This is a genomic window from Nonomuraea sp. NPDC059023 (genome assembly GCF_042740095.1).
In the GTDB taxonomy this organism is placed as follows: Bacteria; Actinomycetota; Actinomycetes; order Streptosporangiales; family Streptosporangiaceae; genus Nonomuraea.
Genome location: NZ_JBHYIO010000044.1, coordinates 38,418 through 62,569, shown reverse-complemented (window position 1 = coordinate 62,569; position 24,152 = coordinate 38,418). Strand labels below are relative to the sequence as shown.

23 protein-coding genes are annotated in these 24,152 nt (G+C 69.8%); 4 read left to right on the top strand and 19 right to left on the bottom strand.

Going from position 1 to position 24,152, the window contains the following annotated elements:
- Position 1 precedes the first annotated feature (1 nt).
- The 13 genes from ACFWYW_RS49015 to dacB all read right to left on the bottom strand — a co-directional run bounded on the left by ACFWYW_RS49015 (position 2) and on the right by dacB (position 13,190).
- A complete protein-coding gene (locus ACFWYW_RS49015; protein WP_379611960.1) occupies positions 2-463 on the bottom strand; it encodes a DUF3180 domain-containing protein in 462 nt (153 codons plus the stop codon).
- A complete protein-coding gene (gene folK, locus ACFWYW_RS49010) occupies positions 460-963 on the bottom strand; it encodes a 2-amino-4-hydroxy-6-hydroxymethyldihydropteridine diphosphokinase (protein WP_379611961.1) in 504 nt (167 codons plus the stop codon). The genes ACFWYW_RS49015 and folK overlap by 4 nt, the downstream gene beginning before the upstream one ends.
- Complete coding sequence (folB, locus tag ACFWYW_RS49005; RefSeq protein ID WP_379638429.1) at positions 960-1,343, bottom strand: dihydroneopterin aldolase; 384 nt, start codon at positions 1,341-1,343, stop codon at positions 960-962. The genes folK and folB overlap by 4 nt, the downstream gene beginning before the upstream one ends.
- The gene (locus ACFWYW_RS49000; RefSeq protein WP_184971388.1) at positions 1,315-1,758 is read right to left on the bottom strand and encodes a nuclear transport factor 2 family protein; all 444 of its coding nucleotides are present in this window, start codon (positions 1,756-1,758) and stop codon (positions 1,315-1,317) included. The genes folB and ACFWYW_RS49000 overlap by 29 nt, the downstream gene beginning before the upstream one ends.
- Positions 1,755-2,555, bottom strand: coding sequence for a dihydropteroate synthase (folP, locus tag ACFWYW_RS48995; RefSeq protein ID WP_379612000.1), 801 nt, complete (start codon positions 2,553-2,555; stop codon positions 1,755-1,757). The genes ACFWYW_RS49000 and folP overlap by 4 nt, the downstream gene beginning before the upstream one ends.
- 922 nt (positions 2,556-3,477) lie before the next feature.
- Positions 3,478-4,047, bottom strand: coding sequence for a GTP cyclohydrolase I FolE (folE, locus tag ACFWYW_RS48990; RefSeq protein ID WP_379611964.1), 570 nt, complete (start codon positions 4,045-4,047; stop codon positions 3,478-3,480).
- Positions 4,044-6,038 (bottom strand): ATP-dependent zinc metalloprotease FtsH, encoded by a 1,995-nt coding sequence (gene ftsH, locus ACFWYW_RS48985; RefSeq protein ID WP_379611965.1) that lies wholly within the window; start codon positions 6,036-6,038, stop codon positions 4,044-4,046. The genes folE and ftsH overlap by 4 nt, the downstream gene beginning before the upstream one ends.
- A 260-nt stretch (positions 6,039-6,298) precedes the next feature.
- On the bottom strand, positions 6,299-6,850 hold the full coding sequence (gene hpt / locus ACFWYW_RS48980) for a hypoxanthine phosphoribosyltransferase (protein WP_312896704.1): 552 nt from the start codon (positions 6,848-6,850) through the stop codon (positions 6,299-6,301).
- Positions 6,851-6,861: 11 nt separating this feature from the next.
- Entirely contained in the window at positions 6,862-7,857 is a 996-nt protein-coding gene (gene tilS, locus ACFWYW_RS48975) for a tRNA lysidine(34) synthetase TilS (RefSeq protein ID WP_379611966.1), read from the bottom strand.
- Between the two features lie 63 nt (positions 7,858-7,920).
- A complete protein-coding gene (locus tag ACFWYW_RS48970) occupies positions 7,921-8,748 on the bottom strand; it encodes a hypothetical protein (RefSeq protein ID WP_379611967.1) in 828 nt (275 codons plus the stop codon).
- Between the two features lie 71 nt (positions 8,749-8,819).
- Positions 8,820-10,133: a hypothetical protein gene (locus ACFWYW_RS48965; protein ID WP_379611968.1), complete on the bottom strand. Its 1,314-nt coding sequence runs from the start codon at positions 10,131-10,133 to the stop codon at positions 8,820-8,822.
- 557 nt (positions 10,134-10,690) lie between these two features.
- The gene (locus ACFWYW_RS48960) at positions 10,691-11,767 is read right to left on the bottom strand and encodes a zinc-dependent metalloprotease (RefSeq protein WP_379611969.1); all 1,077 of its coding nucleotides are present in this window, start codon (positions 11,765-11,767) and stop codon (positions 10,691-10,693) included.
- Between the two features lie 46 nt (positions 11,768-11,813).
- Positions 11,814-13,190 (bottom strand): D-alanyl-D-alanine carboxypeptidase/D-alanyl-D-alanine-endopeptidase, encoded by a 1,377-nt coding sequence (gene dacB, locus ACFWYW_RS48955; RefSeq protein WP_379611970.1) that lies wholly within the window; start codon positions 13,188-13,190, stop codon positions 11,814-11,816.
- A gap of 113 nt (positions 13,191-13,303) precedes the next feature.
- Between dacB and ACFWYW_RS48950 the strand changes: the two genes are divergently transcribed.
- Positions 13,304-13,795 carry an inorganic diphosphatase gene (locus tag ACFWYW_RS48950; RefSeq protein ID WP_184971400.1) on the top strand — a complete coding sequence of 164 codons (492 nt, stop codon included), beginning with the start codon at positions 13,304-13,306 and terminating at the stop codon, positions 13,793-13,795.
- Positions 13,796-13,801: 6 nt separating this feature from the next.
- Here the strand turns inward: ACFWYW_RS48950 and ACFWYW_RS48945 are convergent, their stop codons facing one another.
- From ACFWYW_RS48945 to ACFWYW_RS48925, 5 genes are all read right to left on the bottom strand, one after another.
- Positions 13,802-14,920 (bottom strand): C40 family peptidase, encoded by a 1,119-nt coding sequence (locus ACFWYW_RS48945; protein ID WP_379611971.1) that lies wholly within the window; start codon positions 14,918-14,920, stop codon positions 13,802-13,804.
- A gap of 84 nt (positions 14,921-15,004) precedes the next feature.
- Positions 15,005-15,658 carry a hypothetical protein gene (locus ACFWYW_RS48940; protein ID WP_379611972.1) on the bottom strand — a complete coding sequence of 218 codons (654 nt, stop codon included), beginning with the start codon at positions 15,656-15,658 and terminating at the stop codon, positions 15,005-15,007.
- Positions 15,659-15,661: 3 nt separating this feature from the next.
- Positions 15,662-17,110 (bottom strand): RNA polymerase sigma factor, encoded by a 1,449-nt coding sequence (locus ACFWYW_RS48935; protein ID WP_379611973.1) that lies wholly within the window; start codon positions 17,108-17,110, stop codon positions 15,662-15,664.
- A gap of 130 nt (positions 17,111-17,240) precedes the next feature.
- Positions 17,241-18,047 (bottom strand): hypothetical protein, encoded by an 807-nt coding sequence (locus ACFWYW_RS48930; RefSeq protein ID WP_379611974.1) that lies wholly within the window; start codon positions 18,045-18,047, stop codon positions 17,241-17,243.
- Positions 18,048-18,111: 64 nt separating this feature from the next.
- On the bottom strand, positions 18,112-19,722 hold the full coding sequence (locus ACFWYW_RS48925) for an ABC-F family ATP-binding cassette domain-containing protein (protein WP_379611976.1): 1,611 nt from the start codon (positions 19,720-19,722) through the stop codon (positions 18,112-18,114).
- A 138-nt stretch (positions 19,723-19,860) separates the two neighbouring features.
- Between ACFWYW_RS48925 and ACFWYW_RS48920 the strand changes: the two genes are divergently transcribed.
- From ACFWYW_RS48920 to ACFWYW_RS48910, 3 genes are read left to right on the top strand one after another with little or no spacing between them, the layout of a single operon-like run.
- Complete coding sequence (locus tag ACFWYW_RS48920; protein ID WP_379611977.1) at positions 19,861-20,964, top strand: DUF4185 domain-containing protein; 1,104 nt, start codon at positions 19,861-19,863, stop codon at positions 20,962-20,964.
- 44 nt (positions 20,965-21,008) lie between these two features.
- Positions 21,009-21,971 (top strand): DUF4432 family protein, encoded by a 963-nt coding sequence (locus ACFWYW_RS48915; protein WP_379611979.1) that lies wholly within the window; start codon positions 21,009-21,011, stop codon positions 21,969-21,971.
- On the top strand, positions 21,968-22,738 hold the full coding sequence (locus tag ACFWYW_RS48910; protein WP_379611980.1) for an SDR family NAD(P)-dependent oxidoreductase: 771 nt from the start codon (positions 21,968-21,970) through the stop codon (positions 22,736-22,738). The genes ACFWYW_RS48915 and ACFWYW_RS48910 overlap by 4 nt, the downstream gene beginning before the upstream one ends.
- On the opposite strand, the gene ACFWYW_RS48905 is transcribed toward ACFWYW_RS48910, so the two are convergent.
- Positions 22,727-24,151 carry a S10 family peptidase gene (locus ACFWYW_RS48905; protein ID WP_379611981.1) on the bottom strand — a complete coding sequence of 475 codons (1,425 nt, stop codon included), beginning with the start codon at positions 24,149-24,151 and terminating at the stop codon, positions 22,727-22,729. The genes ACFWYW_RS48910 and ACFWYW_RS48905 overlap by 12 nt on opposite strands.
- Position 24,152: the final 1 nt, after the last annotated feature.

The window sequence follows — 24,152 nt, the reverse complement described above, 5'->3', positions numbered from 1 at the left end:
GCTACCTCGGGCTCTGACGTTCCGCTTCCGGGTCCTTGGGGATGCGGCAGGAGTGTTCGAGGAAGAGGGCGGCACCGATCAGCACGACGAAGGCCAGGAACGAGCCCGTCGCGACGAAGAACTCCACCCGCGGCGTCTGCCTGGTCAGCATCGACATGGTGTGCAGCGAGAACCCGGCGAAGATCCCGGCGAACACCGCCCCCACGTACGCCGAAGCCTTGGCCAGAGCGGCCAGACGGGCCACCGCCAGCGGCTCCACCGGCTTGGTGCCCGGCTTGCGGGCGATGCGCGCCCGAGTCATCCACGCGCTGTACGCCTCTCCGACGGCCAGCAGCAGCACGGTCGGAATCGCGGTCCACGGAATCACCGGCAGGTCGGAGTAGACCTGCCGCACCAGAATCCAGGTGAGCAGGGCCAGCACGACGACGATCCCGACGAGCACGCCGGGTTTGGTGGGCCTCAAGCCGGCCCCTGCAGCTTCAGGTCCTCGCGCAGCCACACCCCGGCCCGGTCGAGCCCGGCCAGCAGATCGGCCACCCGCCCCCGCCCGGGAATCTCACCGTCGGGATCCACCTGAGCCCACGGCACCAGCACGAACGCCCGCTCGTGCGCCCGCGGATGCGGCAGCGTCAACTCGGGGTCGTCGCTGATCACCTCGCCGACCACGAGCAGGTCCACGTCGAGCGTGCGGGCGCCCCACCGCTCCTCCCGCACCCGGCCGAAGGCGTTCTCCACGCTCTGCGCCCGGTCCAGCAGCATCTGCGGCTGCAACTTCGCCTCCGCGACGATCACCGCGTTCAGGTACGGCTTCTGCCCCTCCGGCCCGCCCACCGGATCGGTCTCGTACACCGGCGAGGCGGCCACGAACTCCAGCCCCGGCGCGTCGAACAGCGTGTCGACCGCGCCCTGCAACGTCTGGAAACGCTGCCCGAGATTGCTGCCCAGCGCGAGAACCACTTTCATGGCCGGCTCCGTTCGATCGTGACCACGACGTCGTCGAAGGGCAGCGGGATCGGCGCCGCCGGCTTGTGCACGCTCACCTCGGCCCGCGTCACCAGCTCGGAAGCCAGGCAGACGTCGGCCAGCCGCTGGGCCAGCGTCTCGATCAGCTCGACCGGCTCGCCCTCGACGACCTTGACCAGCGCCTCGGCCAGCTCGCCGTAATGGACGGTCAGCCTGAGGTCGTCGCCCGCCGCCGCCGGGGCGGTGTCGAGGAACAACGTCGCGTCGACCACGAACTCCTGGCCCAGCTCGCGCTCCGCGGGCAGCACCCCGTGGCGGCCACGGGCGCGCAGACCCTTCAGCGTGATGCGGTCAGCGGTCAAGCTCGCCCTCTTCCTCATCGTCCTCGCCCTGCAGCACCGGTGAGCCGTGGTGCATCCACAACCGCCAGCCCTGCGGCGTACGGATGTAGACGTTGCTCGCCACGACCTTCCCGGCGGCGAAGCTGGCCTCGCCTTCCTCGCCGGCGGTCAGGATGTTCTCCACGCAGGTCAGGACCGCCACGTCGCCCAGCACGACGGTGCTCACGTCCGTGAGCACGAACTGGATGTAGGTGGTGTTCGCCATGATCAACGCCCAGGACCGCAGCACCTCTGAGCGCCCGGCCAGCAGCGACCAGCCAGGATGAACACAGCTCACCTGATCGCTGATCGTGTCCTCGGCCCAGATCTCGGTCATCTTGTCGAGATCGGCGTTCTCTATGGCGGTATAGAAGGCCTGGTTGACCGTCTCGATGGCCGCGGTGTCGACGCTCATCCTTCGGCTCTCTTCCATGCGGCGGCCACACGCACGGCGTCCGCGTTGGGCCCTACCTCGTGCACCCGCACGCACCACGCGCCCGCCCGCGCGGCCAGCGCCGTCACCGCCAGAGTGGCGTCGTCGCTCCCGCTGAACGGCCGCGGCGTACCGTCGGCGCCGGCCAGCAGCCGCCCGAGGAACCGTTTGCGCGACGCCCCGACCAGCAGCGGGAACCCCAGCTCCGCCAGCCGTTCGATACCCGCCAGAACCGCCCAGCTGTGCTCGGCGTTCTTCGCGAACCCCAGCCCGGGATCAAGCACCACCTGCTCCGTGGAAACGCCCTCGGCCAGCACGTAGTCGACCCGCTTGGCCAGCTCTTCACCCACCTCGGTGACCACGTCCTCGTAAACGGCCCGATTGTCCATGTCGTGCGAGTGGCCACGCCAGTGCATGACCACATACGGCACACCGGTGGCGGCCACGACCTGCGGCATGTCCGGATCGGCCAGCCCGCCGCTCACGTCGTTGACCAGCCGCGCGCCCGCCTCGACGGCCGCCTTGGCGACCTCGGCCCGCATGGTGTCCACGCTGACCGCGACACCCTCACCGGCCAGCGCCCGAATCACCGGCACCACCCTGGCCAGCTCTTCATCCAGCCCCACCCGCGCGGCACCCGGCCGCGTGGACTCCCCACCCACATCGACGATGTCGGCACCCTCGGTCACAAGCTCAAGCCCGTGCCGGATCGCCGCCGCCTCGTCGAACCACAACCCGCCGTCGGAGAAGGAGTCGGGCGTGACGTTGACCACACCCATGACGAGGCACCGATCCTCGGCAGGCAGTCCCGGCACCCTCATCATGCCCCCAAGCCTAGGCGGTGGTGGTTCGCTCTCGATGTCGTGGGTGGCACTTTCCCCACCGCTCTCAACTCTCAGTGGCGCGTCGCAGGATCACGTGTATATCCACCACAGCCCCGCCAGCGTAACGCCCCCACTCTCCAAAGGATGGCGCGCTCGCCGCCCATAGCGTGGGTGCATCACGCTTGCGGTGGGTGCACCACGCTTTGGGGTTACGGCAAGCCCAGGTACCCCCACCCGCCGCACCCATAGCGCGCTTGCGGTGGGTGAACCACGCTTTGGGGTTACGGCAAGCCCAGGTACCCCCACCCGCCGCACCCCTTCCCGCCCTTCCAGGGAAACGGTCGTCCACCTCACGGGTACCTCGCCGTGACGCCCGCCCCCTGGGCAGGGCACGCGACCCCGCGCTCGCCACCGCGCATCGGCGCCGAACCCGCCCGCACCACTCCCCGCCGCCGCGGCGCCTCGGGGAGTCCCTCCCCCGCTCGCGCGCATCCAGCCGCATAGCGTGGAAGGAAACCACACACCACGCAGGCAAACACACCATGTGGGTGGGGCGGTGGGGCCGGGCGGTAGCGGGGAGGTACTCCCGAGGCGCCGGTGCGGTGGGAGGCGGCACCGGCGGAGTCGGCGCCGATGTGCGGTGGCCGGGGTGGGGTCGCGTGCCCGGCCAACCGGGCGGACGTAACGGCGGGACACCCGTGAGGTGGACGAGCGTTTCCCTGGAAGGGCGGGAAGGGGTGCGGCGGGTGGGGGTACCTGGGCTTGCCGTAACCCCAAAGCGTGGTGCACCCACCGCAAGCGCGCTATGGGTGCGGCGGGTGGGGTTACCTGGGCTGGCCGTAACCGCAAGGCATGATTTTGCTTGTTGGAAGAGCCCCTAGCGGCCGATTATCAGGCTCATCGCCTCGGCGCGGGTTTTGTCGCTGGTGCGGAAGTCGCCGCGGACCGCGCTGGTGAGGGTTTTGGCGCCTGGCTTGCGCACGCCCCGCATCGTCATGCACAGGTGTTCGGCCTCGATCACCACGATGACGCCGCGCGGCTCCAGTACGCGCATCAGCGCGTCGGCGATCTGGGAGGTCATGCGTTCCTGGACCTGCGGGCGGCGGGCGTAGACGTCGACCAGGCGGGCCAGCTTGGACAGGCCGGTGACCTGGCCTTTTTCGTTGGGGATGTAGCCGACGTGGGCCACGCCGTGGAAGGGGACGAGGTGGTGTTCGCAGGTGGAGTACACCTCGATGTCGCGCACGAGGATCATCTCGTCGTGGTCGACGTCGAAGACCTTGGTGAGGACGTCCTCCGGCTGCTGGCGCAGGCCGGAGAACTGTTCCGCGTACGCACGGGCGACCCGGGAGGGGGTGTCGAGGAGGCCGTCACGGTCGGGGTCCTCACCGATGGCGATGAGGATCTCCCGGACGGCCTTCTCGATCCTTGGTTGATCTACGTTCACGCACTGTCCCCGGACGGCAGGGCGTCTTGGTGCCCCGCGGTGAGCGAGCCGTTGGCCGACTGCTCCTTCGGCGTCAGGATGGGCGGCAGGTCCGACGGGAGCCGCTTGCCGTAGCCCGCGTAGGACGGGCGGTGCTCCTTGACGACCACGGACGAGAAGATCTCCACCACCTGCTGGCGGGAGAGTGTCTCCTTCTCCATGAGTTCGAGCACCAGGTTGTCGAGCACCTCGCGGTACTCGACCAGGATGTCCCACGCCTGGTCGTGCGCCGTCTCGATCATCCGGCGGACTTCCTCGTCGATCGTGGAGGCGATCTTCTCGGAGTAGTCGCGCTCGTGGCCCATCTCGCGGCCCAGGAACACCTCGGCCTGACCGCTGCCGAACTTGCGTGCCCCGAGCTGCTCGCTCATGCCGTACTCGGTGACCATGCGGCGGGCCACGGCGGTGGCCTTCTCGATGTCGTTGGAGGCGCCGGTGGTGGGCTCGTGGAAGACGAGCTCCTCCGCCGCGCGGCCGCCGAGCAGCATCGCGAGCTGGTCCATCATCTCCGAGCGGGTGGCGAGGAACTTGTCCTCCATCGGCAGCGTCATCGTGTAGCCGAGCGCGCGGCCGCGGGAGAGGATCGTGATCTTGTGCACGGGGTCGCTGTTGGGCAACGCGTGCGCCACGAGCGCGTGACCGCCCTCGTGGTAGGCGATCATCTTCTTCTCCTTGTCGGACATGACCCGCGTCTTGCGCTCGGGTCCTGCCATGACGCGGTCGATGGCCTCCTCAAGGGTGTCCATCGAGATCAGCTTCTGGTCGCCGCGCGCGGTGAGCAGCGCCGCCTCGTTGATCACGTTCGCGAGGTCCGCACCGGTGAATCCGGGGGTACGGCGGGCGATGACGTCCAGGTCGACCTCCGGCGCGAACGGCTTGCCGCGGCCGTGGACCTTGAGGATGCCCTTGCGGCCCTCCAGGTCGGGACGGTCGACGGTGACCTGCCGGTCGAAACGGCCGGGGCGCAGGAGCGCCGGGTCGAGGATGTCGGGCCGGTTCGTCGCGGCGATGAGGATCACGCCGCCCTTGACGTCGAAGCCGTCCATCTCGACGAGCAACTGGTTCAGCGTCTGCTCGCGCTCGTCGTGACCGCCGCCCAGACCGGCGCCGCGGTGGCGGCCGACGGCGTCGATCTCGTCGATGAAGATGATCGCCGGGGCGTTGGCCTTCGCCTGCTCGAACAGGTCGCGCACGCGGGACGCGCCGACGCCGACGAACATCTCGACGAAGTCGGAACCGGAGATCGAGTAGAAGGGCACTCCGGCCTCACCGGCCACCGCACGGGCCAGCAGGGTCTTGCCGGTGCCGGGCGGGCCGTACAGGAGCACGCCCTTCGGGATCTTCGCGCCGATCGCCTGGAACTTGGCCGGGGCCTGCAGGAACTCCTTGATCTCCTGGAGCTCCTCGATGGCCTCGTCGGCGCCCGCGACGTCGGCGAACGTCGTCTTGGGGGTGTCCTTGGTGATCAGCTTGGCCTTCGACTTGCCGAAGCTCATCACCCGGGAGCCGCCGCCCTGCATCTGGTTCATGATGAACAGGAAGATCAGCACGATGATGACGATCGGCAGGAAGCTCACCAGGAGGCCGACGAGGAAGTTCTCCTGCGGCACCTCGGTGGTGAAGCTCTTGGTCTTTCCGGCGCCCACCTGCTTGTTCAGCTCTTCGGTGAGCGTCGGGCCGTAGCCGGTGACCCAGTCAGACTGGATCATGTTGGTCGGGGCGTCGCCCGACTTGACGGTGATCTTGTTGTGGAGGGTCAGCTCGATCCGCTGGTCCTTGTCAACAATCTTCGCGTTGCTGACGTTGCCGGTGCGGATCTGCTCGAGGACCGTGGACGTGTCGGCCTGCTTGAAGTTGCCACCACCGCTCCACAGCTGGGTGACGAGCAGGAGCAGCACGACGATGCCCAGGATCCACAGCAGTGGCCCACGTGTAAATCGCTTGAGATCCATCCGATGCGGAACCCCTTGCGGGCCCGTCCCTTCCTGACCATGGCCTGGAAACCCCGGGCAGGGCCCGGGGCCGCGGCATCCGACACCGCGACTACTGACTACCCGAAGGGGACCACGTGGTCACCCTCCCGTCGTCAGAAGGTACACCGGACAACGCGCGGTGGCACCGCCCGCTAGACCGGCCTTGCCCTACCAACGTACGTCAGGTAGAGCGATGTTCCCGGTCCCTGCGTGCAATGTCGGAAATGCCGCACAGACAGTTACGTGTAGACATGCGGAGCCAACGTGCCGATGAACGGCAGGTTGCGGTACTTCTCCGCGTAGTCCAGCCCGTAGCCGATGACGAACTCGTTCGGGATGTCGAAACCGACATACTTCACATCAATCGGCACCTTCACCGCGTCCGGCTTACGCAGTGCCGCGCAGATCTCCAGCGAGGCCGGGTTGCGCGATTTCAGGTTCTCCAGCAGCCAGTGGAGGGTCAGGCCGGAGTCGATGATGTCCTCGACGATCAGCACGTGGCGGCCCATGATGTCGTTGTCCAGGTCCTTCAGCACCCGGACCACACCCGACGACTTGGTGCCGGCGCCGTAGGAGGACACCGCCATCCAGTCCATCTGCACCGAGGTGTGCAAGGCCCTGGCCAGGTCGGCCATGACCATGACCGCCCCTTTCAGCACGCCCACGAGCAGCAGTTCCTGGCCCGCGTAGTCTTCGTCGATCCGGCCGGCAAGTTCTTTGATCTTCGCCTGGAGTTCGTCCTCGGGGATGAGGACCTTCTCGAGGTCGTGGCCCATGTCGGCAGCGTCCACCTGCGAATTCCTTACGGGATGGGTCTGATGGCGAGTATCAGCGTCCCATACCGCCGCACGGCGGTCAGACCCCCGGGCAGGTCAACGCCCTTCTGCCCCCGCCACTCGGTGACCAGCCGCTCGACAGCGTGCACGTGGACGGCCGACAAGGCCCCGGAAGGCACCCCGGCGTCGATCGCCGCCCGTTTGATCACCCGCCGCCGGACCGCGCCGGGAAGATCCTCCAGCGCCGGTACGGCCAGCGTCACCATCCCCGGGATATCGCTTAGAGCGCAATCCTCGAACGCCTTTTCCGCCCATTCATGAAGCGCGTCGGCATCGTCACGGGCCAGCTTGGCCGTCCGCGCCAGCGCCTGAGCCACTCCGGGCCCCAGCTCGCCCTCCAGCACCGGCAGCACCGCCCTGCGCACCCGTACCCGCGTGAACCGGTGTTCCTCGTTGTGCGGGTCCTCCCAAGGCTCCAGGCCCAGCTGCGCGCAGGCGGCCACCGTCGTACTCCGCCCCAGCTCCAGGAACGGCCGCCGATAGATCCCCTGAACCTTCGCCATCCCCGACAACGACCGCAGCCCGCTGCCCCGCGCCAGCCCCAGCAGTACGGTCTCCGCCTGGTCGTCCCTCGTGTGACCCAGCAGGACCACCACCGCGCTCAGCCTCGCCGCCGCCTCCTTGAGCGCCTTGTAGCGGGCGTCCCTCGCCGCCGCCTCCGGTCCGCCCTCGGTGCCCACCTTCGCCGTCAGCACCTCCGCGGGCTCCAGCCCCAGCGGCAGCGCGGCCACACCGGCCGCCCGCTCCGCCGAGCCCTGCTGCAGGCCGTGATCCACCGTCACCAGTCCTGCCCGCAGGCCCATCCTGGGCGCCACGAAGGCGAGCGCCGCGGCCAGGGCCAGGGAGTCGGCGCCACCACTGCACGCGGCCAGCACCAGGTCGCCCTGGGGCAGATCACCCAGGACCTCTCTGACGGCTCGCCGGACGTCGGCTACGGCTGGATGCGGCCCCATGCCGCCCATTGTCCCCGCCGCCGGGCGGTCTTCTGCCCCAGATACCGGCGGGTCGGCCCGATCGCCTTGGGGCTAGTTCCAGGCGCCGGGCACCTGCTCGGGCACCTTGTCCTTGAGCTGGTCCTGGCCGAGCACCTCGCTCTCCAGGGGCAGCGCGACGGTGACCTGCCGTCCCCAGTCGGAGTAGCGGGTGTCCGTCTCGACGCGGAACACGGAACCCCTCCAGTGGTGCATGACCGCCTTGACCGTGGCTCGCTCCACCAGGCCGGCCGTACTCAGGCGAAGGGTGTAGGAGATGGTGCTGAGGGGCTTGCCGAAGGAATAGCCGCGGAAGCGCGCGGCGAAGGCGTCAGAGACCTTGACCAGCTTGTCGCCCTTGATCGTGCCCTTCACCACCCCGCCCCGCCAGGACGTGCGGTGGGCCAGCAGCGCCTTGAGCGTGGCGGGCTCCAGAACCTCCAGCAGCGGGTTCGTGGAAGGCAGATCGGTATGCCGGTAACGCACCCAGTGGGTGCCCTCCGGCAGCACATCGGCGAATCGCGGGCCCGCGACGTAGTCGACGTAGCGGGACGAGATCACCCGCAGCGGCGCCTCTTCCAGGGCGGCCTCCTCTACCAGGCCGAATTCCTTCAGACCTCGGACCGCCGCCTTGCTGTACCGCATCTGCTGGGACGTATCGGAGGCGATCTCACCTTCCGGCCCGAACCCGGCCGTGCCCTCCAGATTCAAGGTGTACCGCAGGCCCTGGCCGTGATCCACCTTCGCGGCGAACTCGAAGTTCACCCCCTTGCCGCGGATCAACGCCGCCCGGAGCGCCGTCACCGGGTCGGTCCCGGGCGCCGCCTGCGCGGGGACGGCGACCAGCTGTGCCAGGAGTACGCCCACGACGGCTCGCTTCATCACGCTCTCCTGGAGTTGGCCGGAGGGACGAACAATCTTGTGCATGCGAGATCAACTGTCAACCGATCCGCTCAGAAGTGTTGAAGAGGGGCGTCCGCCTGGGTCCAGTGCCAGTTGACCGGCGCCCACCGCTTCTTCAGGACGGTGCGCTGCCGCGCGTACCCGCTCAAGGCCTGCTCGACGGCGGCCGCCAGGTCGTTCAGATCGTCGGGGACGGGCAGGCGCAGGACCAGGTGCTGCTTGTTGTGGACGAGCAGGAGTTCACCGGCGGGCGAGCAGGCGGTGAGGGTGAAGTGGATCAGCGGTTTGAACGCCCCGCTGCCGGTGTCCAGCTTGGCGCGCAGGTTTCCCGTTCTGTCCCAGGCGTAGAGGCCGTAGCGGTTGAGGTGGAAGGCGAAGCCCCTGTATGCGTCGGCGGCCAGGCCGAAGCAGAAGCCGGTGAAAGGGGAGTCGTCCCAGTTGTCCATGCCTTGGAGGCGCCCGGTCATCTTCCCCCGGTCATCGACAAGGGCGAACACGAACGGCCGGCCCCGGCTGCCGCCACGGTAGGTCTTGCCGTACCAGGGGACGACGAACAGGTCGTCGGCCAGCGCCACGGCCCGCTTGAGGCGGGAGTCGCGCCATGGTGCGAACAGGTCCTCGTCGGGCACCTGTTCGGTCAGCGCGGGCCGGGGCCGGTGGGCCAGGCCCACTGGGGCGCCCTGATAGAAGACGTGCGCGCGCAGGTCGATCTCGCGTTGGTGATCCGGTTGGGGATCGAGCGAAACGAGCGCCTCGATCACCGGCTTGGACGCGGCGCTCAGGGCGCCGTCCGCCACACCGACGAGGTTGGTGAGGTGGCTGCCGTACTTCCACACACCGAACTCGGCGACGGTACACAGCAGCCGGCCCGAGGGCGTGACGCTGATGGACGTGGCGAAGGACTCGCCTGGCGTGAACTCGTCGAAGGCGTTCCGCCATTCCCTTGTGGCGTAGGTGGCCGCCACCCGGCTCAGGTCGGATGTGATCAAGGTCGTTCTGTCCGGGAGCGCGCTGACGGCGAGGGTGCCGTCCGGCAGGACACAGAGACTCATGTCACCGCCCTCCGCCACCGTGGCACCGTCCAGATAACGGCTCCGCCAATAGGCACTGGCCAGCACGTCACCGGTGCCGGAGTAGCGGGTGAGGATCCGGTATGCGAAGTCGGCCACGGCCGGGTCCTGTACGTCGTCCGACCTGCGGTCCAGGTGCCGGTGGACCCCGTACAGCGCATACACCTCACCGTTGGGCGCGGCCGCCACGTCGTACGCCTCGACGCCCCAGCCCTTGGAGTAGAGCGCGGTCAGGTCGATGCGGTGAAGATCCACCAGCTTGGCCGGCAGGGCGAGTGGGAGCGGTTGGTACATGGCCGTCATTGTGGATCTCGGCACTGACAGTTACTTCACGGGCTTCCTGCGAGTACGGCCCGGCTGTTCTACACATACGTGGTCCACCACGCCCCGAGCAGGGCGGACCAGAGCGGCGCCCACCACCCAACGGGCTGGGGAACCTACCCACGGCTCCGGCCACCTGCGCTTACCCGGTCCTCCACGCCTCCGGCAGGGCGGGCAGGAACGTATCCACCACCCAGCCGAGCAGCGGGCCAACCGGCCAACGGGCTGGGAACCCACCCACGACCCCGGCCACCTGCGCCTACCGGTCCCCCACGCCTCCGGCAGGGTGGATAGGAGCATGCCACCACCCAGCCGCGCAGCGGGCCAACCGGCCAACGGGCTGGCAGCCCACCCACGACCCCGGCCACCTGCGCCTACCCGGCCCACCACGCCTCCGGCAGGCTGGGCAGGAGCGTGTCTACCACTTAGCCGGGCAAGGGGTGGGGCCCCAGCAGGCAGCCCGAGCGCAGCGAGGACCCCCAGGAGTCGAGCTTCAGCTCGACTGGCCAAACGCGCGAAGCACCTTGCTTTTAGGACTCCAGGGCCGGTTGGCCGATCACGCGGGCTATCCAGGCGTCCGGGTCGGCGATTTCGGCGATGGTGGGCAGCGTCTCGGGTGATGTCCACACCTTGTTGAAGCCGTCCATCTCCACCTTGCCCACCACATGGCGGACGAAGGCCGAGCCCTCCGCATACTGCTTCATCTTCAGCTCGATGCCCAGCAGTCGCCGCACCGTCTTGTCCAGTCTGGACGTGCTCTCCCTGCGCGAGGCGAACTTGGCGCGGATGTCGGCCACCGACGGGACCACGGACGGCCCCACCGCGTCCATCACGTAGTCCCCATGCCCCTCGACCAGCGTCATCACCGCGGTCAGGCGGTCGAGGATCTCTTTCTGGGCCGGCGACTGGATGGCGTCGATCAGGCTGCCGTCTCCGCCGCGTACCACGTCGGCGACCGTGTCGGCCGCGGTGCGCAGCCGTTCCAGGATCGTCGGCAGGTCGAGGTCGGACGCCAGCAGGAACTCGGTCATCTGCGAGCGCACGTATTCGCGCAGCCACGGTACGCCCGTGAACTGCACGCGGTGCGTCTCCTCGTGCAGGCAGACCCAGAGGCGGAAGTCGCGCGGGTGCACGTTCATCTCGCGCTCGGCGTGCACGATGTTGGGCGCGACCAGCGTCAGCCGGCCCGCTGCCTCCTGGCCGGTCGGGTCCGGCGGGAGGAACAGTTCGTACTGGCCCAGTACGCGCGAGGCCAGGAACGCCAGCACGGCGCCCACCTCGACCCCGGTGATGCGGGAGCCGACGGCCGTGACGATGGCGGGCGGCGGGTTGTCGCTGTTGCCCATCCGCTCGGTCAGCGGCTCCAGCACGACGCGGAAGCCCTCGACGTTGGCCCTGATCCAGCCGGGGCGGTCGACGATGGTCGCCGGCTGCGGGGGCGTCTCGGTGTGGATTTTGGTGAAGTCACGCACGTGGCCCTCGGCCTCGCGGGAGAGAGTGCGTAGCTCTGTGACCGCCTGCCTGGCCTCCTCACGGCTTACCTGCGGCCCGGGGCGCACCAGGCGCGTGCCGGTCGATACGGCCAGATCCCAGTCGATCACCTGCATGCCTACCACCGTACGTGGTCGGAGGCCGACCCGCGACGGCCTCGCGTCAGGATCGGGCGACGATGGCGGCAAGCCGGTCCAGGACGGGTTCTGCCGACAGCGGAACCTGGTCGGCCATGAAGGCGAAGGTGACCAGCCGCCCGTCCTTGGTGGTGGCGAGGCCGGCGAGCGTGTTGACGTTGTTGAGCGTGCCGGTCTTGGCGCGGACGAGCCCGGCCTGTCCCTTGCTGTCGGAGCCGGAGAAACGCCGCCCGTTGCCCAGCGTGCCGGTGAATCCGGCGATCGGCATGCCGGAGGCCACCGCGTGGAGTTCGGGATGTTGGGGCGAGCCGGCCAGCGCCACGAGCCTGGCCAGGCCGTCGGCGCTGATGCGGTTCTTGGTGGACAGGCCGCTGCCGTCGTACACCTGGATGCCGCGTGAGGCCCCCAGTCTCTTGAGTACGGCCAGCACCGCCTTGCCGCCGCCCTCGAAGGAGGCCGGTTGCCCTTCCTTCAGCGCGATCTGCCTGGCCAGCGCCTCGGACAGGTCGTTGTCGCTGAAGGTGAGCGCGTGCTCGACCAGCGCGTAGACGGGCGGGGAGTCGACCTTGCCGAGTTCCGCGGCGCTCTGGCCGGCCTTGGCGGGGGCGATGCTCTTCGATACGGCGACGCCGTACCGGGAAAGGAGCTTGGCGAAGGCGGCGGCGGCGAACTGCGGCGGGTTGGCGACGCGGGGCTGGGAGCGGGCCGGGTTCTGCCGGCCTTCGTCGATGGCCAGCGCGTGGACGGGCGCGACGTTGCCGTCGGGGATGTAGCTGGGCTTCCAGCCGGGGCCGATGGGCGAGCCGGTGTAGAGGGAGGAGTCGTAGCCGAGCGTGACCTTCCTGACGCCCTGTTCCTTGAGCTTGGCCGCGGTGCGGGCGGCGAGCACGGCCAGGGAGGCCGGTTTCGGGTAGGTGCTGGGCTTGGCCGCGGGGCCGGACAGCATGGGGTCGCCGCCGCCGACGAGCACGATCGAGCCGGGCGTCCTGCCCTGGACGACGCGCGTGGACAGGCGGGTGTCCGGGCCGAGCGAGGCCAGCGCGGCCGCCGCAGTGACGATCTTGGTGGTGGAGGCGGGGACGATGCCGATGTCGGCGTTGGACGCGAAGACGCGCTGGCCGGTCGTGGCGTCCAGAACGACGGCGCCGACACGTTTCCCCAGCGCTTTGTCACCCAGCGCATCGGTGAGCTGTTGCGTCAAAGTACCCTTAGTCGGGAGAGGTCCGTCTCCACCCGAGGCCAGCACTGGTCCAGCGGTGATCACCGGGACGGAAGGAGACGCGGTCGGCTGTTCGGCTGGGTGCGGGGCCTGCCTCGTCAGGGCGGCCAGGCTGAAGTCGTTCCGCACCGCGTAGACACCGGTGGCGATCGTCGTGGCCTGGAGCAGGACGAGAGTGGTCACCGCCACCCAACGCTCGCGCCGTACCACGTCGCCTGTCCCTCTCTCCTGTAGTTCGCCTACGAGACATTAACGCCCAGCCGGGGGTGCCCGGGGGGTTGAGCGGAGGAACAGCGGTGGAGTTCGACGTTGTCGTTGAGATTCCCAAGGGGCAACGGAACAAGTACGAAGTGGACCACGAGACCGGGAAGATCCGGCTTGACCGGCTCCTGTTCACCTCCACGCAGTACCCCGCGGACTACGGCTTCATCGAGAACACCCTCGGTGAGGACGGCGATCCCCTTGACGCGCTGGTGTTGCTGCAGGAGCCGACGTTCCCCGGCTGCTACATCACCTGCCGCGCGGTCGGCATGTTCCGCATGACCGACGAGAAGGGCGGCGACGACAAGGTGCTGTGCGTCCCCGCCACCGACCCCAGGATGGAGCACATCCGCGACATCCACCACGTGCCCGAGTTCGACCGGCTGGAGATCCAGCACTTCTTCGAGGTCTACAAGGACCTGGAGCCCGGCAAGTCGGTGGAGGGCGCCAACTGGGTGGGCCGCCTGGAGGCCGAGGTCGAGATCAAGCGCTCCTTCCAGCGCCTGAAGGACCAGGGCCACCACTGACGGACCTCATCTGGGGCGGGTGGCGCCCACGAGGTCACGGCGCCACATGGAGGCGATCCTGACGACGTCACCCGTCTGCGGGGCGTGCACCATGAGGCCGCGGCCGATGTACATGCCCACGTGGTGGATGTCGCCGGGATCACTGGTGATCCGGCCGAAGAACAGCAGGTCGCCCCGGCGCAGCTCGCGTAGCGGAATGTGGGGTCCCGAGGTCCACTGGGTTCCCGTCCAGTGGTCGATCCGGACCCCGGCCCGCTCCCACGCCCGCATGGTCAGCCCCGAGCAGTCGTAACTGCCCGGCCCGTCGGCCGCCCACACGTACGGCTTGCCGAGTTGCGTGAGCGCCCAGTTGGCGGCGATGTCCCCGTTGCCGGACCCGGACACCGGTATCGCCCCGGCGCCGAAGCTCGTGCGTTCGTACGCGGCGGCGCGTTCCCTGGCCAGCCGGTCGGCGAGGCTGCGCGCGGAGTCGACCTGGTCCTGCAGCTTCTTCTTGGTGGCCAGGAGCGTCCTGGTCTCGCGCGTCTGCTCGGCGACGGCGGCCTCGGCGGCGGTCTTGGCCTCCTCGGCGCGCTCCATGGCGTCCTGCTGCGCGGTCTGGGCGTCGTCGGCCTGTTCGCGCAGGATCTCGGCCACGCGTTCCGCGGCCCGCATGCGGTCGAGGACGAGCGTGCGCTCGCCGCCCATCTGCTCCAGCACCGAGGCCCGGTGCAGGAAGCCGTCGCCGCCGTCCGCGATCATGGTCAGCATCGGCCGCGCGAGGTCGAACCCGCCGTAGGCCTGCGCGGCGATCGCCGCCACGTCCGCCCTGGCCGCCTCGGCCATCGTCTCGGCGTCCAGCAGCCGCGTACGTGCCGCCTGCGCGGCGACCTTGGCCGCCGCGAGCTTGACCTGTTCCCCGTTGTAGGCCTCGACCAGCCGTTCGGCGGCCGCGTCGAGCTCGTCGAGCCTGCTCTGCGCGGCCGCGAGCTTCGCGGCCGCCGCCCCCAGCGCCTTGTTCTTGTCCCGTACGGCGTCGCGCGCCTCGGTCACGTCGTCGGCAGAAGGCCGCGGTTCCGCGTAGGCGGGCGGGCAAAGGGTGGCGATCAGGCAGGCGACCAGGAGTCCGGCTCTGACGGAGTGCATAGATCCCCCTCGCTCTCGGTCACTCTATGCACTCAGTGCCCGTTCGTCACTCACCGCACACATGAAACACACGCAACGTAATCATCACAGGCGAAACAGGCGTTCTATCCAGGGACGGACGCCGACAGAGGGAGGTTTCGCCCCACGGGGATAGGTGAAGACAGGTGTCTGGCTTCCATACGCAGCGTGAAGTTCGGCGGCTTTGCACCAGTCGGCGCTGACCCGGGCGGCGGCCCAGGCGGCGGCGATGGCCGGGCGCGACTCCTGGTGGCGGTCGTAGGTCTGGAAGAGCGTCATCGTGGCGGCCGCGGCGAGGTGGCCGTCGCCGGGGTAGGCGGTTCCGGCGAGATAGGGGGCGGTGACCCGGCCGCCGTGGGTGGTGTCCAGGGCCCAGGTCCAGTTGGCCAGCACGAGGCCCAGCACGGGGTCGGGCAGGGTGGCGGCGGCGCCGTACATGCGCTCCTGGCGGGTGCCGGTGAGGCGGCGGGAGGTCCACAGCCAGTCGAGCTCGGCGGGCGGCTCGCCACCGGCGAGCCAGGACAGGACGGCCAGGCCCCGCGCGGTCCGCAACCGGCACAGTTCGAGCAGGTCGCGCAGCATGCGGGGGCCCGGGTCGAGCCAGGTGGGCCAGGCGACGCAGTGGCTTCTGTGCACCATCGCGGCGAGTTCGTCGCGGACGGTCAGCGGGCAGACGCGGCAGCCGAGGTGCGAGTCGTGGCGCAGCTCGAATGCCTCCATCGCTCAGCTCGCCGTCGGGTCGGGGGCGGCGGTGGGGGTCTCCACGGGCGGCGTGGGCGTGGGGGTCTGGGTGGGAGTCCGCGTGGGCGTCGCCGACGGGGTGGGGGTCCTGGTGGGCTTGTGCGTCGGGGTGGCCGTCGGCGCGGGGGTGGTGGGGCAGGGCGTGCGGGTGGGGCGGCCCTGCGGGTCTCTGGTGGGCTTGCCGGCTCCCGGTACGCCGCCGGGGTCGCCGGGCTCGCCCGGGTCGGGAGCGGCCGGTGGGGAGGCGGGCGGGGTGGTGGCCGGTGCGGGCGAGGAGGGCGCGCGGGTGGGCGGTGCGGTGGTGGGGCCGGCGGCGGGGTCGGTGGCGGGCGGCGTGACCGCGGACGGATCGGTGGCGGCCAGGACGCCGACGGGGCGGGTGGCGGTGCTGTCGGGGATCGGTTCGACCTGGATGGCGGTGTCCTGCGGGTCGGGCGCCCAGGGCAGCCTGATGCCGGGCGGCTCGCCGGTGGCGGGGAAGGCGCCGGTGGCGAGGCCGGACAGGCCGCCGGTCTCAGTGCCGAACTGGTGGAAGACGACGCCGATCGCGATCACCGTGGCTACGGCCGCCAGCGCGCCAGCCAGCGCCTGAGGCCACTTGCGAGCCTTCTTCTGCCCTGGGCCGGGAAAGCCGGCGGCGTCCAGGGCGGCCGAGCGCCTGGCGACGTAGCGGCGGTACGGCAGGAGCTCCGGGTCGATGAAGCAGCTCATCACCCGGACCCGCAGCGAACCCGGCAGGCTGACCACCGGGAGCAGCTCGAACACCTTGGCGGCCGCGATCTGCCGGTTGCGGTGCGGGGCGCACAGGTCGCAGTGGGACACGTGCCGGACGAGCTGCCTGCGCATCTCGGCGGTGAGCTCGCCGGAGAAGCCGGCGAGGATGTCGGCGCGGCGCGGGCAGTCGTAGGGGCCCTTCCTGGCCAGGAACTCGGCGGTGATCGCGTCGCGCAGGCGCTCGCGGGCCTCCTCCTCGGCGGTCTCGACCTGGCGCGGCGAGGCGCCGAGGACGGCGGCCAGGTCGAGGGTGGCCAGGCCGTGGCGGGTGCTCAGCTCCAGCAGTTCGCGGTCGCCGACCGGCAGGCCCTGCGCCGCGTTCCATGCCATGACCCGCAGGTCGGCGTCCTCGGGGTCGTCCGGCTCCGGGGCCTCGGTCGGCGTCGGCGCGTCTTGGGGCGCCGCCAGGCGGCGGCGGGCGCATTCGCCGCGGGCCAGCGCGTAGAGCCAGGGGCGCAGGCGCTCCGGCTCGGCCAGCGCGCCGATGTGCGCCTCCGCGGCGATGAGCGTGTCGCGCAGCGCCACCTGGGCGCTGTCGGAGCTTTGGAGGAGGGACCAGCAGTATTGGTAGATGCCCTCGGCATACGTGTCGTAGAGCGCAGCCAGAGCACCCGGGTCGTCAGCGCGGAGAGCCTCGACCAGGACGCGGTCAGTCATGTTGCTGAAGGTAATGGATTGGTAACTAGTAGTTCTACCGATTCAGCGCTAATGACAGAATGGCCCGCCGATAAAAAGTCCGAATAAAAAGGAATTGTTGCGAAAGCGCCGCGCCCGTGGGCGCGGCGGTTCACTCCTTGTGGTCGTCGCCGGGCAGCACGGTACGCCCGCGGTCAACGGCGAACGGCTCGGTCGTCGGCATGACCGTGTGGACCGGCACCGCACCCGCCAGAGCCAGCTCCTCGAACGGCCGGCCGGTCGAACCCCAGGTACGCGCCACCACCTCGGTCTTGGCCACCTTCGCCCCCGGCGCCAGCCCCTCGACCGTGAGGATGAAACGCGGCGGCGCCCCCGCCTTCACGTCGTCCACGAACGCGTATCCGCCGCCGACCAGCTTGCCCGCCGGGTCACGCAGCAGGGCGTTGACCACCAGGCTGCTGGCGGGCAGCGCGTACGGGTTGTCCACGTACCCGGTGACCAGGTAGGTGCCGTCCTTCTGTTTGAGCGTCTGCACGCCCGACACCGGGAAGCTGCGGAAGGCCGAGGCGATCCTGGCCGCCGCGCGCCACTGGGCGGGGCGGTACTCGATGGTGACCTTGGTCGGCCGTTCCGAGGCGCTGGCCTGACCGGCGAACGACAGCGAGCCGCCCGGCGGGACCGCGTCCAGCGGCTGGTCCATGCGCACGACCTCGGCGCCGGAGGCGTCGCGCCCGATCACCGTGGCCACCACGTGCTCGCCGAAGTGCCAGGGATTGGCGTTGGTGAGCACGCCGGCCCAGTTCACGGCGTAGCCGGAGGCGGTCTTGACGGTGTTGGACACCTGCTCCTTCAGCGCCAGCGGCTTGAGCTGGGCAGGCTGCTGCGCTTCTTCTGAGCACCCGGTCAAGAAGATCGCGCCGAGTGCGAGGACAGTGACGGTTCGGCTACGCAGGATCACTTTGCCGTGATAGCCGGTGCATGGGCACGTCATGCGTGAGACACGCGCATGGCGTACCCATTCTTTAACGTGGGCGCACGACCCGCGTCTCATCCCACACCGGCTCAGGAGCCTCGTAAACGGTGCCGTCGGCGCCGAAGACCAGGTATCGGTCGAAGTCCGCGGCGAACCAGCGGTCGTGGGTGACCGCGAGCACGGTTCCGTCGAAGGCGTCCAGGCCGATCTGGAGCGCCTCGGCGCTGGCCAGGTCGAGGTTGTCGGTGGGCTCGTCGAGCAGCAGCAGCGTCGCGCCGGACAGCTCCAGCAGCAGGATCTGCAGCCGCGCCTGCTGGCCGCCGGACAGCGTCTCGAAGCGCTGGTCGGCGATGAGCCCGGCCAGCTCATAGCGGGACAGGATCTTCATGGCCTCGTTCTTGAGCCTGGCGTGCTCGGTCATGACGATCTCGACCGAGGTGCGTCCCCGCAGGTCGGGGCGGGCGTGGGTCTGGGCGAACAGGCCCGGGACCACCCTCGCTCCGAGCCTGGCGACGCCGGTGTGGCGCACGTCCTCGCCGGAGATCAGGCGCAGGAAGTGGGACTTGCCGGAGCCGTTGGAGCCCAGGACGGCGACGCGCTCGCCGTACCAGATCTCGGTGGAGAACGGCTTCATCAGGCCGGTCAGTTCGAGCTCCTCGCAGATGACCGCGCGCTTGCCGGTGCGGCCGCCCTTGAGCCGCATGCGGATGTTCTGCTCGCTGGGCGTCTCCTCCGGCGGGCCCGCGTCCTCGAACCTGCGCAGCCGCGTCTGGGCGGCGTGATAGGCCGGGGCCATGCCGTCGTTGTAGCGTGCCTTGTTCTTGAGCATGTTGACCAGGGCTTTGAGCTTGGCGTGCTCTTCGTCCCAGCGGCGGCGCAGCTCTTCCAGGCGTTCGTTGCGCGCCCGTCTGGCGTCGGCGTAGGTGGTGAAGCTCCCGCCGTGGATCCAGATGTTGCCGGACTCCACCGTGACGATCCGGTCGGCGGCGTTGGCCAGCAGCTGCCGGTCGTGGCTGACCAGCAGGACCGTCTTGGACGTCTCCCTGAGCTGGCCCTCCAGCCACTCCTTGCCCGGCACGTCGAGGTAGTTGTCGGGCTCGTCGAGCAGCAGCGTCTGGTCGGGACCGCGCAGCAGCGCCTCCAGCACCAGCCGTTTCTGCTCGCCGCCCGACAAGGTGGCCACATCCCGATATTTCACGTTGTCGTACGGCACGCCGAGCGCGGCCACCGTACACGTGTCCCAGAGCACCTCGATGTCGTAGCCACCGGCGTCGGTGTAGTCGGTGATGGCCTGGGCGTAGCGGAGCTGCGTCTTCTCGTCCTCGCGCTCCATCATGGCCAGCTCGGCCCGCTCCAGCTTGGCCGCGGCCTCCCGCACCGGCGGAGGCGCGACGCTGAGCAGCAGGTCGTGCACGGTGGAGCCGTCACGGACGCTGCCGATGAACTGGCGCATCACGCCGAGCCCGCCGGAACTGGCCACGCTCCCCTCGACCGGCTGCAGGTCGCCCGCCACCAGCCGCATCAGCGTCGTCTTCCCGGCCCCGTTGGGACCGACGAGCGCCGCCTTGATCCCGTCGGGGATCCGGAAAGACACGTCGTTCAGCAGCGGCCGCCCATCCGGCAGCACGTACGTCAGGTGTCCGACCTCGACGTGTCCCATCTCCCGATCCCTCCCCCAGCTCCTCGCGCAGGCTACCTGCCGGGGACGGGCCGGGTCATCCGGGTTTTCGGGGGTAGACAATAAGTCATCTAATGACTAGAACTGTAGTCGGCTCACCTCCTCCCCCTTGGATGTGTGATGAAGCGTCTGCGCCTGGTCTTAATCCCACTCCTACTCGCGCTCCTCCTGCCTCAGCAGGCCATGGCCGCCGAGGCCAACTGCGCGCCCGAATTCCGTGGCTCGTCGATCAACCCCCGGCTGACCAGCCTGTTCAGCAACTACGGCAACGACAACTCCCGGCTCGACGACTGGACGGGTGCCGACGGCACCTACTCCGTCCGCCTGCCCAGCGGCAAAGAACTCTGGGTCTTCTCCGATACCTTCCTCGGCCAGGTCAACCCGGACGGGTCCCGGCCGCCGGTGGTCGAGGAGGGCGGCACGACCGTGTTCCTCAACAACACCTTCGCGCTGGAGCGCGAAGGACGGCTGCGCACGATCTACGGCGGCAGCCCCGGCAAACCCGCCGCCGTGATGCCGCCCCGCGACAAGAAGCACTGGTACTGGGCCGGCGACGTCACGCTGGCCGGTGGCATGGTCGAGGTGACCTACCAGGAGTACGAGCGCTTCGGCACCGGCGCCTGGGACTGGAAGTGGCACCGCAACGTCGTGGCCCGCTTCCCGCAGGGCCGCATGGAGCGCCCGGTCAGCGTCCACAACCTGCCCTCCGGCAACGGCGTGGCCTGGGCCTCCGGCATCCTCAAGGACGGCCGCTACACCTACGTCTACGGCGTCGAGGACAAGGGCGCCACCAAGTACATGCACCTGGCCAGGGTCCGTGGCGAGAGCCTGGTGGGCCGCTGGGAGTTCCGGACCGCCTCCGGCGCCTGGTCGCCGTCCGAGAAGGACTCGGCGCGCATGATGGAAGGCGTGGCCAACGAGTACAGCGTGACCAAGGTCGGCGACGGCTACGTCCTGATCACCCACGACACGACCGAGGCGCTGAGCGCCAAGATCGTGGCCTACTCGTCCTGCTCGCCGACCGGACCGTTCACCGGCAAGCAGCTCCTCTACACGACCCCCGAGACCAACGGGAACATCTTTACCTACAACGCCCACGCCCACCCCGCCGCGGCCGGTGACGGCCTCGTGGTCTCCTACAACGTCAACAGTTTCGTCAACACCGACCACTATCGCGACGTGTCGATCTACCGCCCGAGGTTCATCGACGTGAGGTTCGGTTGAGGCGTAACTGGTCCGCACGTCTTCGTCGCTTCGCCCTTGACGGCATGGACGCGGTGACGCTGGAGAACGAGCTTCTCCGCGTCACCGTCCTGCCGGGCAAGGGCGGCGACGTCGTCGAGTTTCTGCACAAGCCGACCGACACCGACTTCGTCTGGCTCTCCCCGCAGGGTCTGCGCGCCCCCGCCGCGCACCTTCAGGGCGCCGCCGACGACGTGGCCCAGTTCATCGACCACTACGAGGGCGGCTGGCAGGAGATCTTCCCCAGCGGCGGCGCGCCCAGCCTCTACCGGGGCGCCCGCCTGGCCCAGCACGGCGAGGTGTCGGGGCTGCCGTGGGAGTGCGCGGTCGTGGCCGACACACCCGAGCGGGTCTCCGTACGGCTCAGCGTGCGCACCCGGCGCCTGCCGTACCGGCTGGAAAGGACGCTCACGCTCGCGGCCGGATCACCCGCGCTGGAGGTCGAGGGCCGGGCGAGCAACGACAGCGGCCTGCCCCTGCACGCCATGTGGGGCCAGCACATCGTGTACGGCGCGCCGTTCCTCAAGCCCGGCCACCGGATCACGCTGCCCGGCGGCGTGAAGGTGGTCCCGCACGACACGGCCATCAACCCGGCGGGCCGCAGGGTCGCGCCGGGCGGCCCCTGGGACTGGCCGCTGGTGCCCGACGGCGCCGGCGGCACGACCGATCTGGGCGTGGTGCAGGAGCCCGGCTCGCCGAGCGACGTGCTGTACCTGACCGGCTTCACCGAAGGCTGGTATGAGATCTCGGGAGAGATCGGCATGCGGGTGGAATGGGATGCCGGGGTGCTGCCGTATCTGTGGATGTGGCAGGAGTTCGGTGCTTCGGTGGACTATCCCTGGTGGGGCCGGGCCTACGTGCTCGGGCTCGAACCGTTCGCCGGCATGCCGACCGACGGGCTGGCGGCGGCCGTGGGCAACGGCACGGCGATGGCGCTGGGGCCGTACGAGAGCAAAGTGCTGAGATGGCGCGCGGAGGTGCTGGCATGAAAGATGTCGACGGCAAGGTGGCGCTGGTGACCGGTGGCTCCACGGGCATCGGGCGGGCGGTCGTCGACCGGCTGGTCGCCGGCGGGGCCTCGGTGGTCTTCTGCGGCCTCGGCGAGGGCGTGCCCGTGGAGGGCGAGCGGGTGACCGGGATCGCGGCCGACGTGCGCGACGTCGGGCGGATGCGCGAGCTGGCCGAGCTGGCGGTCTCCCGTCACGGCGGGCTGGACATCGTGGTGACCTGCGCCGGCGTGCAGCGCTACGGCACCGTCGAGGACACCCCGCAGGAGACCTGGGACGAGGTCATGGACGTCAACGTCAAGGGCGTCTACCTGGCCTGCCAGGCCGCCGTCCCGCATCTGCGCGCCCGGGGCGGCGGGTCGATCGTCGTGGTCGCCTCCGTCCAGTCGTTCGCCTCGCAGACGCGGGTGGCGGCCTACTCCACCAGCAAGGCGGCCCTGCTCGGCCTGACCAGGTCCATGGCGCTCGACCACGCCGCCGACGGCATCAGGGCCAACGTCGTCTGCCCCGGCTCGGTGGACACGCCCATGCTGCGCTGGGCCGCGGACCTGTGGCGGGGCGAGCGCACGCGGGAGGAGATGGTGGCCGAGTGGGGCCGCTCCCACCCGCTGGGCCGGGTGGCCCAGCCGGCGGAGGTGGCCGAGCTGGTCGCGTTCCTCGCCAGTGATCGGGCCTCGTTCATCACCGGCTCCGAGCACCGCGTGGACGGCGGCCTGCTGTCCGGCGTCCCGGTGGCGCTACCGGAGTGAGCCCGCGACGAAGGCGGCCAGGTCGGCCGACTGGCGCAGGCGGCTCGGCTCATGGACGTACATCATGTGGCCGGCCTCGTAGTACTTGAACTCGACGTTGCCGCTCAGCTCCCGCGGGATGCGCAGTTGGGCGAAGGTATGCTCGGCGGCGAAGTACGGCGTGGCGCCGTCGTGATACCCGCAGGCCACGTGGACGCGCAGGTGGTGGTTGTCGCGCATGGCCGCCGCCAGCTTGTCGGCGGCGTGCACGTGGGCACCCTCGAACTCCTTGTACGACCAGGGCTGCACCCGGCCGGTGAGGATCTCGTAGGGCAGGTCGCTGGTGTATCCGAGGTCGGCACGCAGGTAGTGGTTGAGCGCGGCGCTGTAGGGACCGACGATCGCGCTCATGCTGGGGTCGCGGTCGAAGTGCTCGCGGCCGCCGTCCTCGTCCCAGCCGGTGAAGCGGCCGTCGAGGCGGCCCACGATCCGGCGACGCGAGCGCAGCAGCTCGGTGAAGAAGCGGATGTGCTCCAGGCGCAGGTCGACCCGGTCGACGTAGTCCGCGCCGAGGCCGGTGAGCGCGGCGACCTTGGCGACGGCGGCGGCGCGTTCCTCGGTGGTGAGGCGGTTGCCGCGGGCCAGGGCCCACGGGTAGTCGCGGGCGGCGTACTCCTCGGCCTCGCGCAGCACCTCGGCCAGCGGGCGCTCGCCGTGCAGGCCGTGGTAGTGCGCGATGGCCGCGTACGTGGGCAGGTAGAGGGCGTAGGCCAGGTCGTTGCCCGGGTTGAACTCGCCGGTGATGAAGTCGAGCACCGAGGAGATCAGCATGAGCCCGTTGAGGTACATGCCGTAGCGGGTCTGCAGGTGGTCGGCGAGCGCGGCGGCCCTGAGCGTGCCGTAGGACTCCCCGGCCAGGAACTTGGGCGACATCCACCGCCCGTTGCGGGTGGTCCAGAGCCGGATGATCTCCCCCACCGACTCCACGTCGCCGGTGAAGCCGTGGTAGGCGTCGGGCTTGTGGCCCTCGGCGGCCCGGGAGAATCCGGTGGAGACCGGGTCGATGAACACCAGGTCGCTCTCGTTGAGCAGCGTCTCGGCGTTGTCGGCCAGCCCGTACGGCGGAGGCAGCAACGCCCCGGCGTCGCCCATGACCACCCGGCGGGGGCCGAGCACCCCGAGATGCAGCCACACGCTCGACGACCCGGGCCCGCCGTTGAAGGCGAAGGTGACGGGGCGCGTCAGGGGGTCGGCGCCGTCGAGCGTGTAGGCGGTGACGAACATCTCCGCCTTGGCCTGGTGGCCGTCGAAGGCGCCGTCGGTGAACGTCTCCTCCCGCAGCACCATGGTCCCGGTCCTGGCCGTGTACGGCTGGCCGGAGGTGAGGGTGTGCAGGGTGGTGACCAGGTTGTCAGCGGGAGTGGTGTTCGTCATG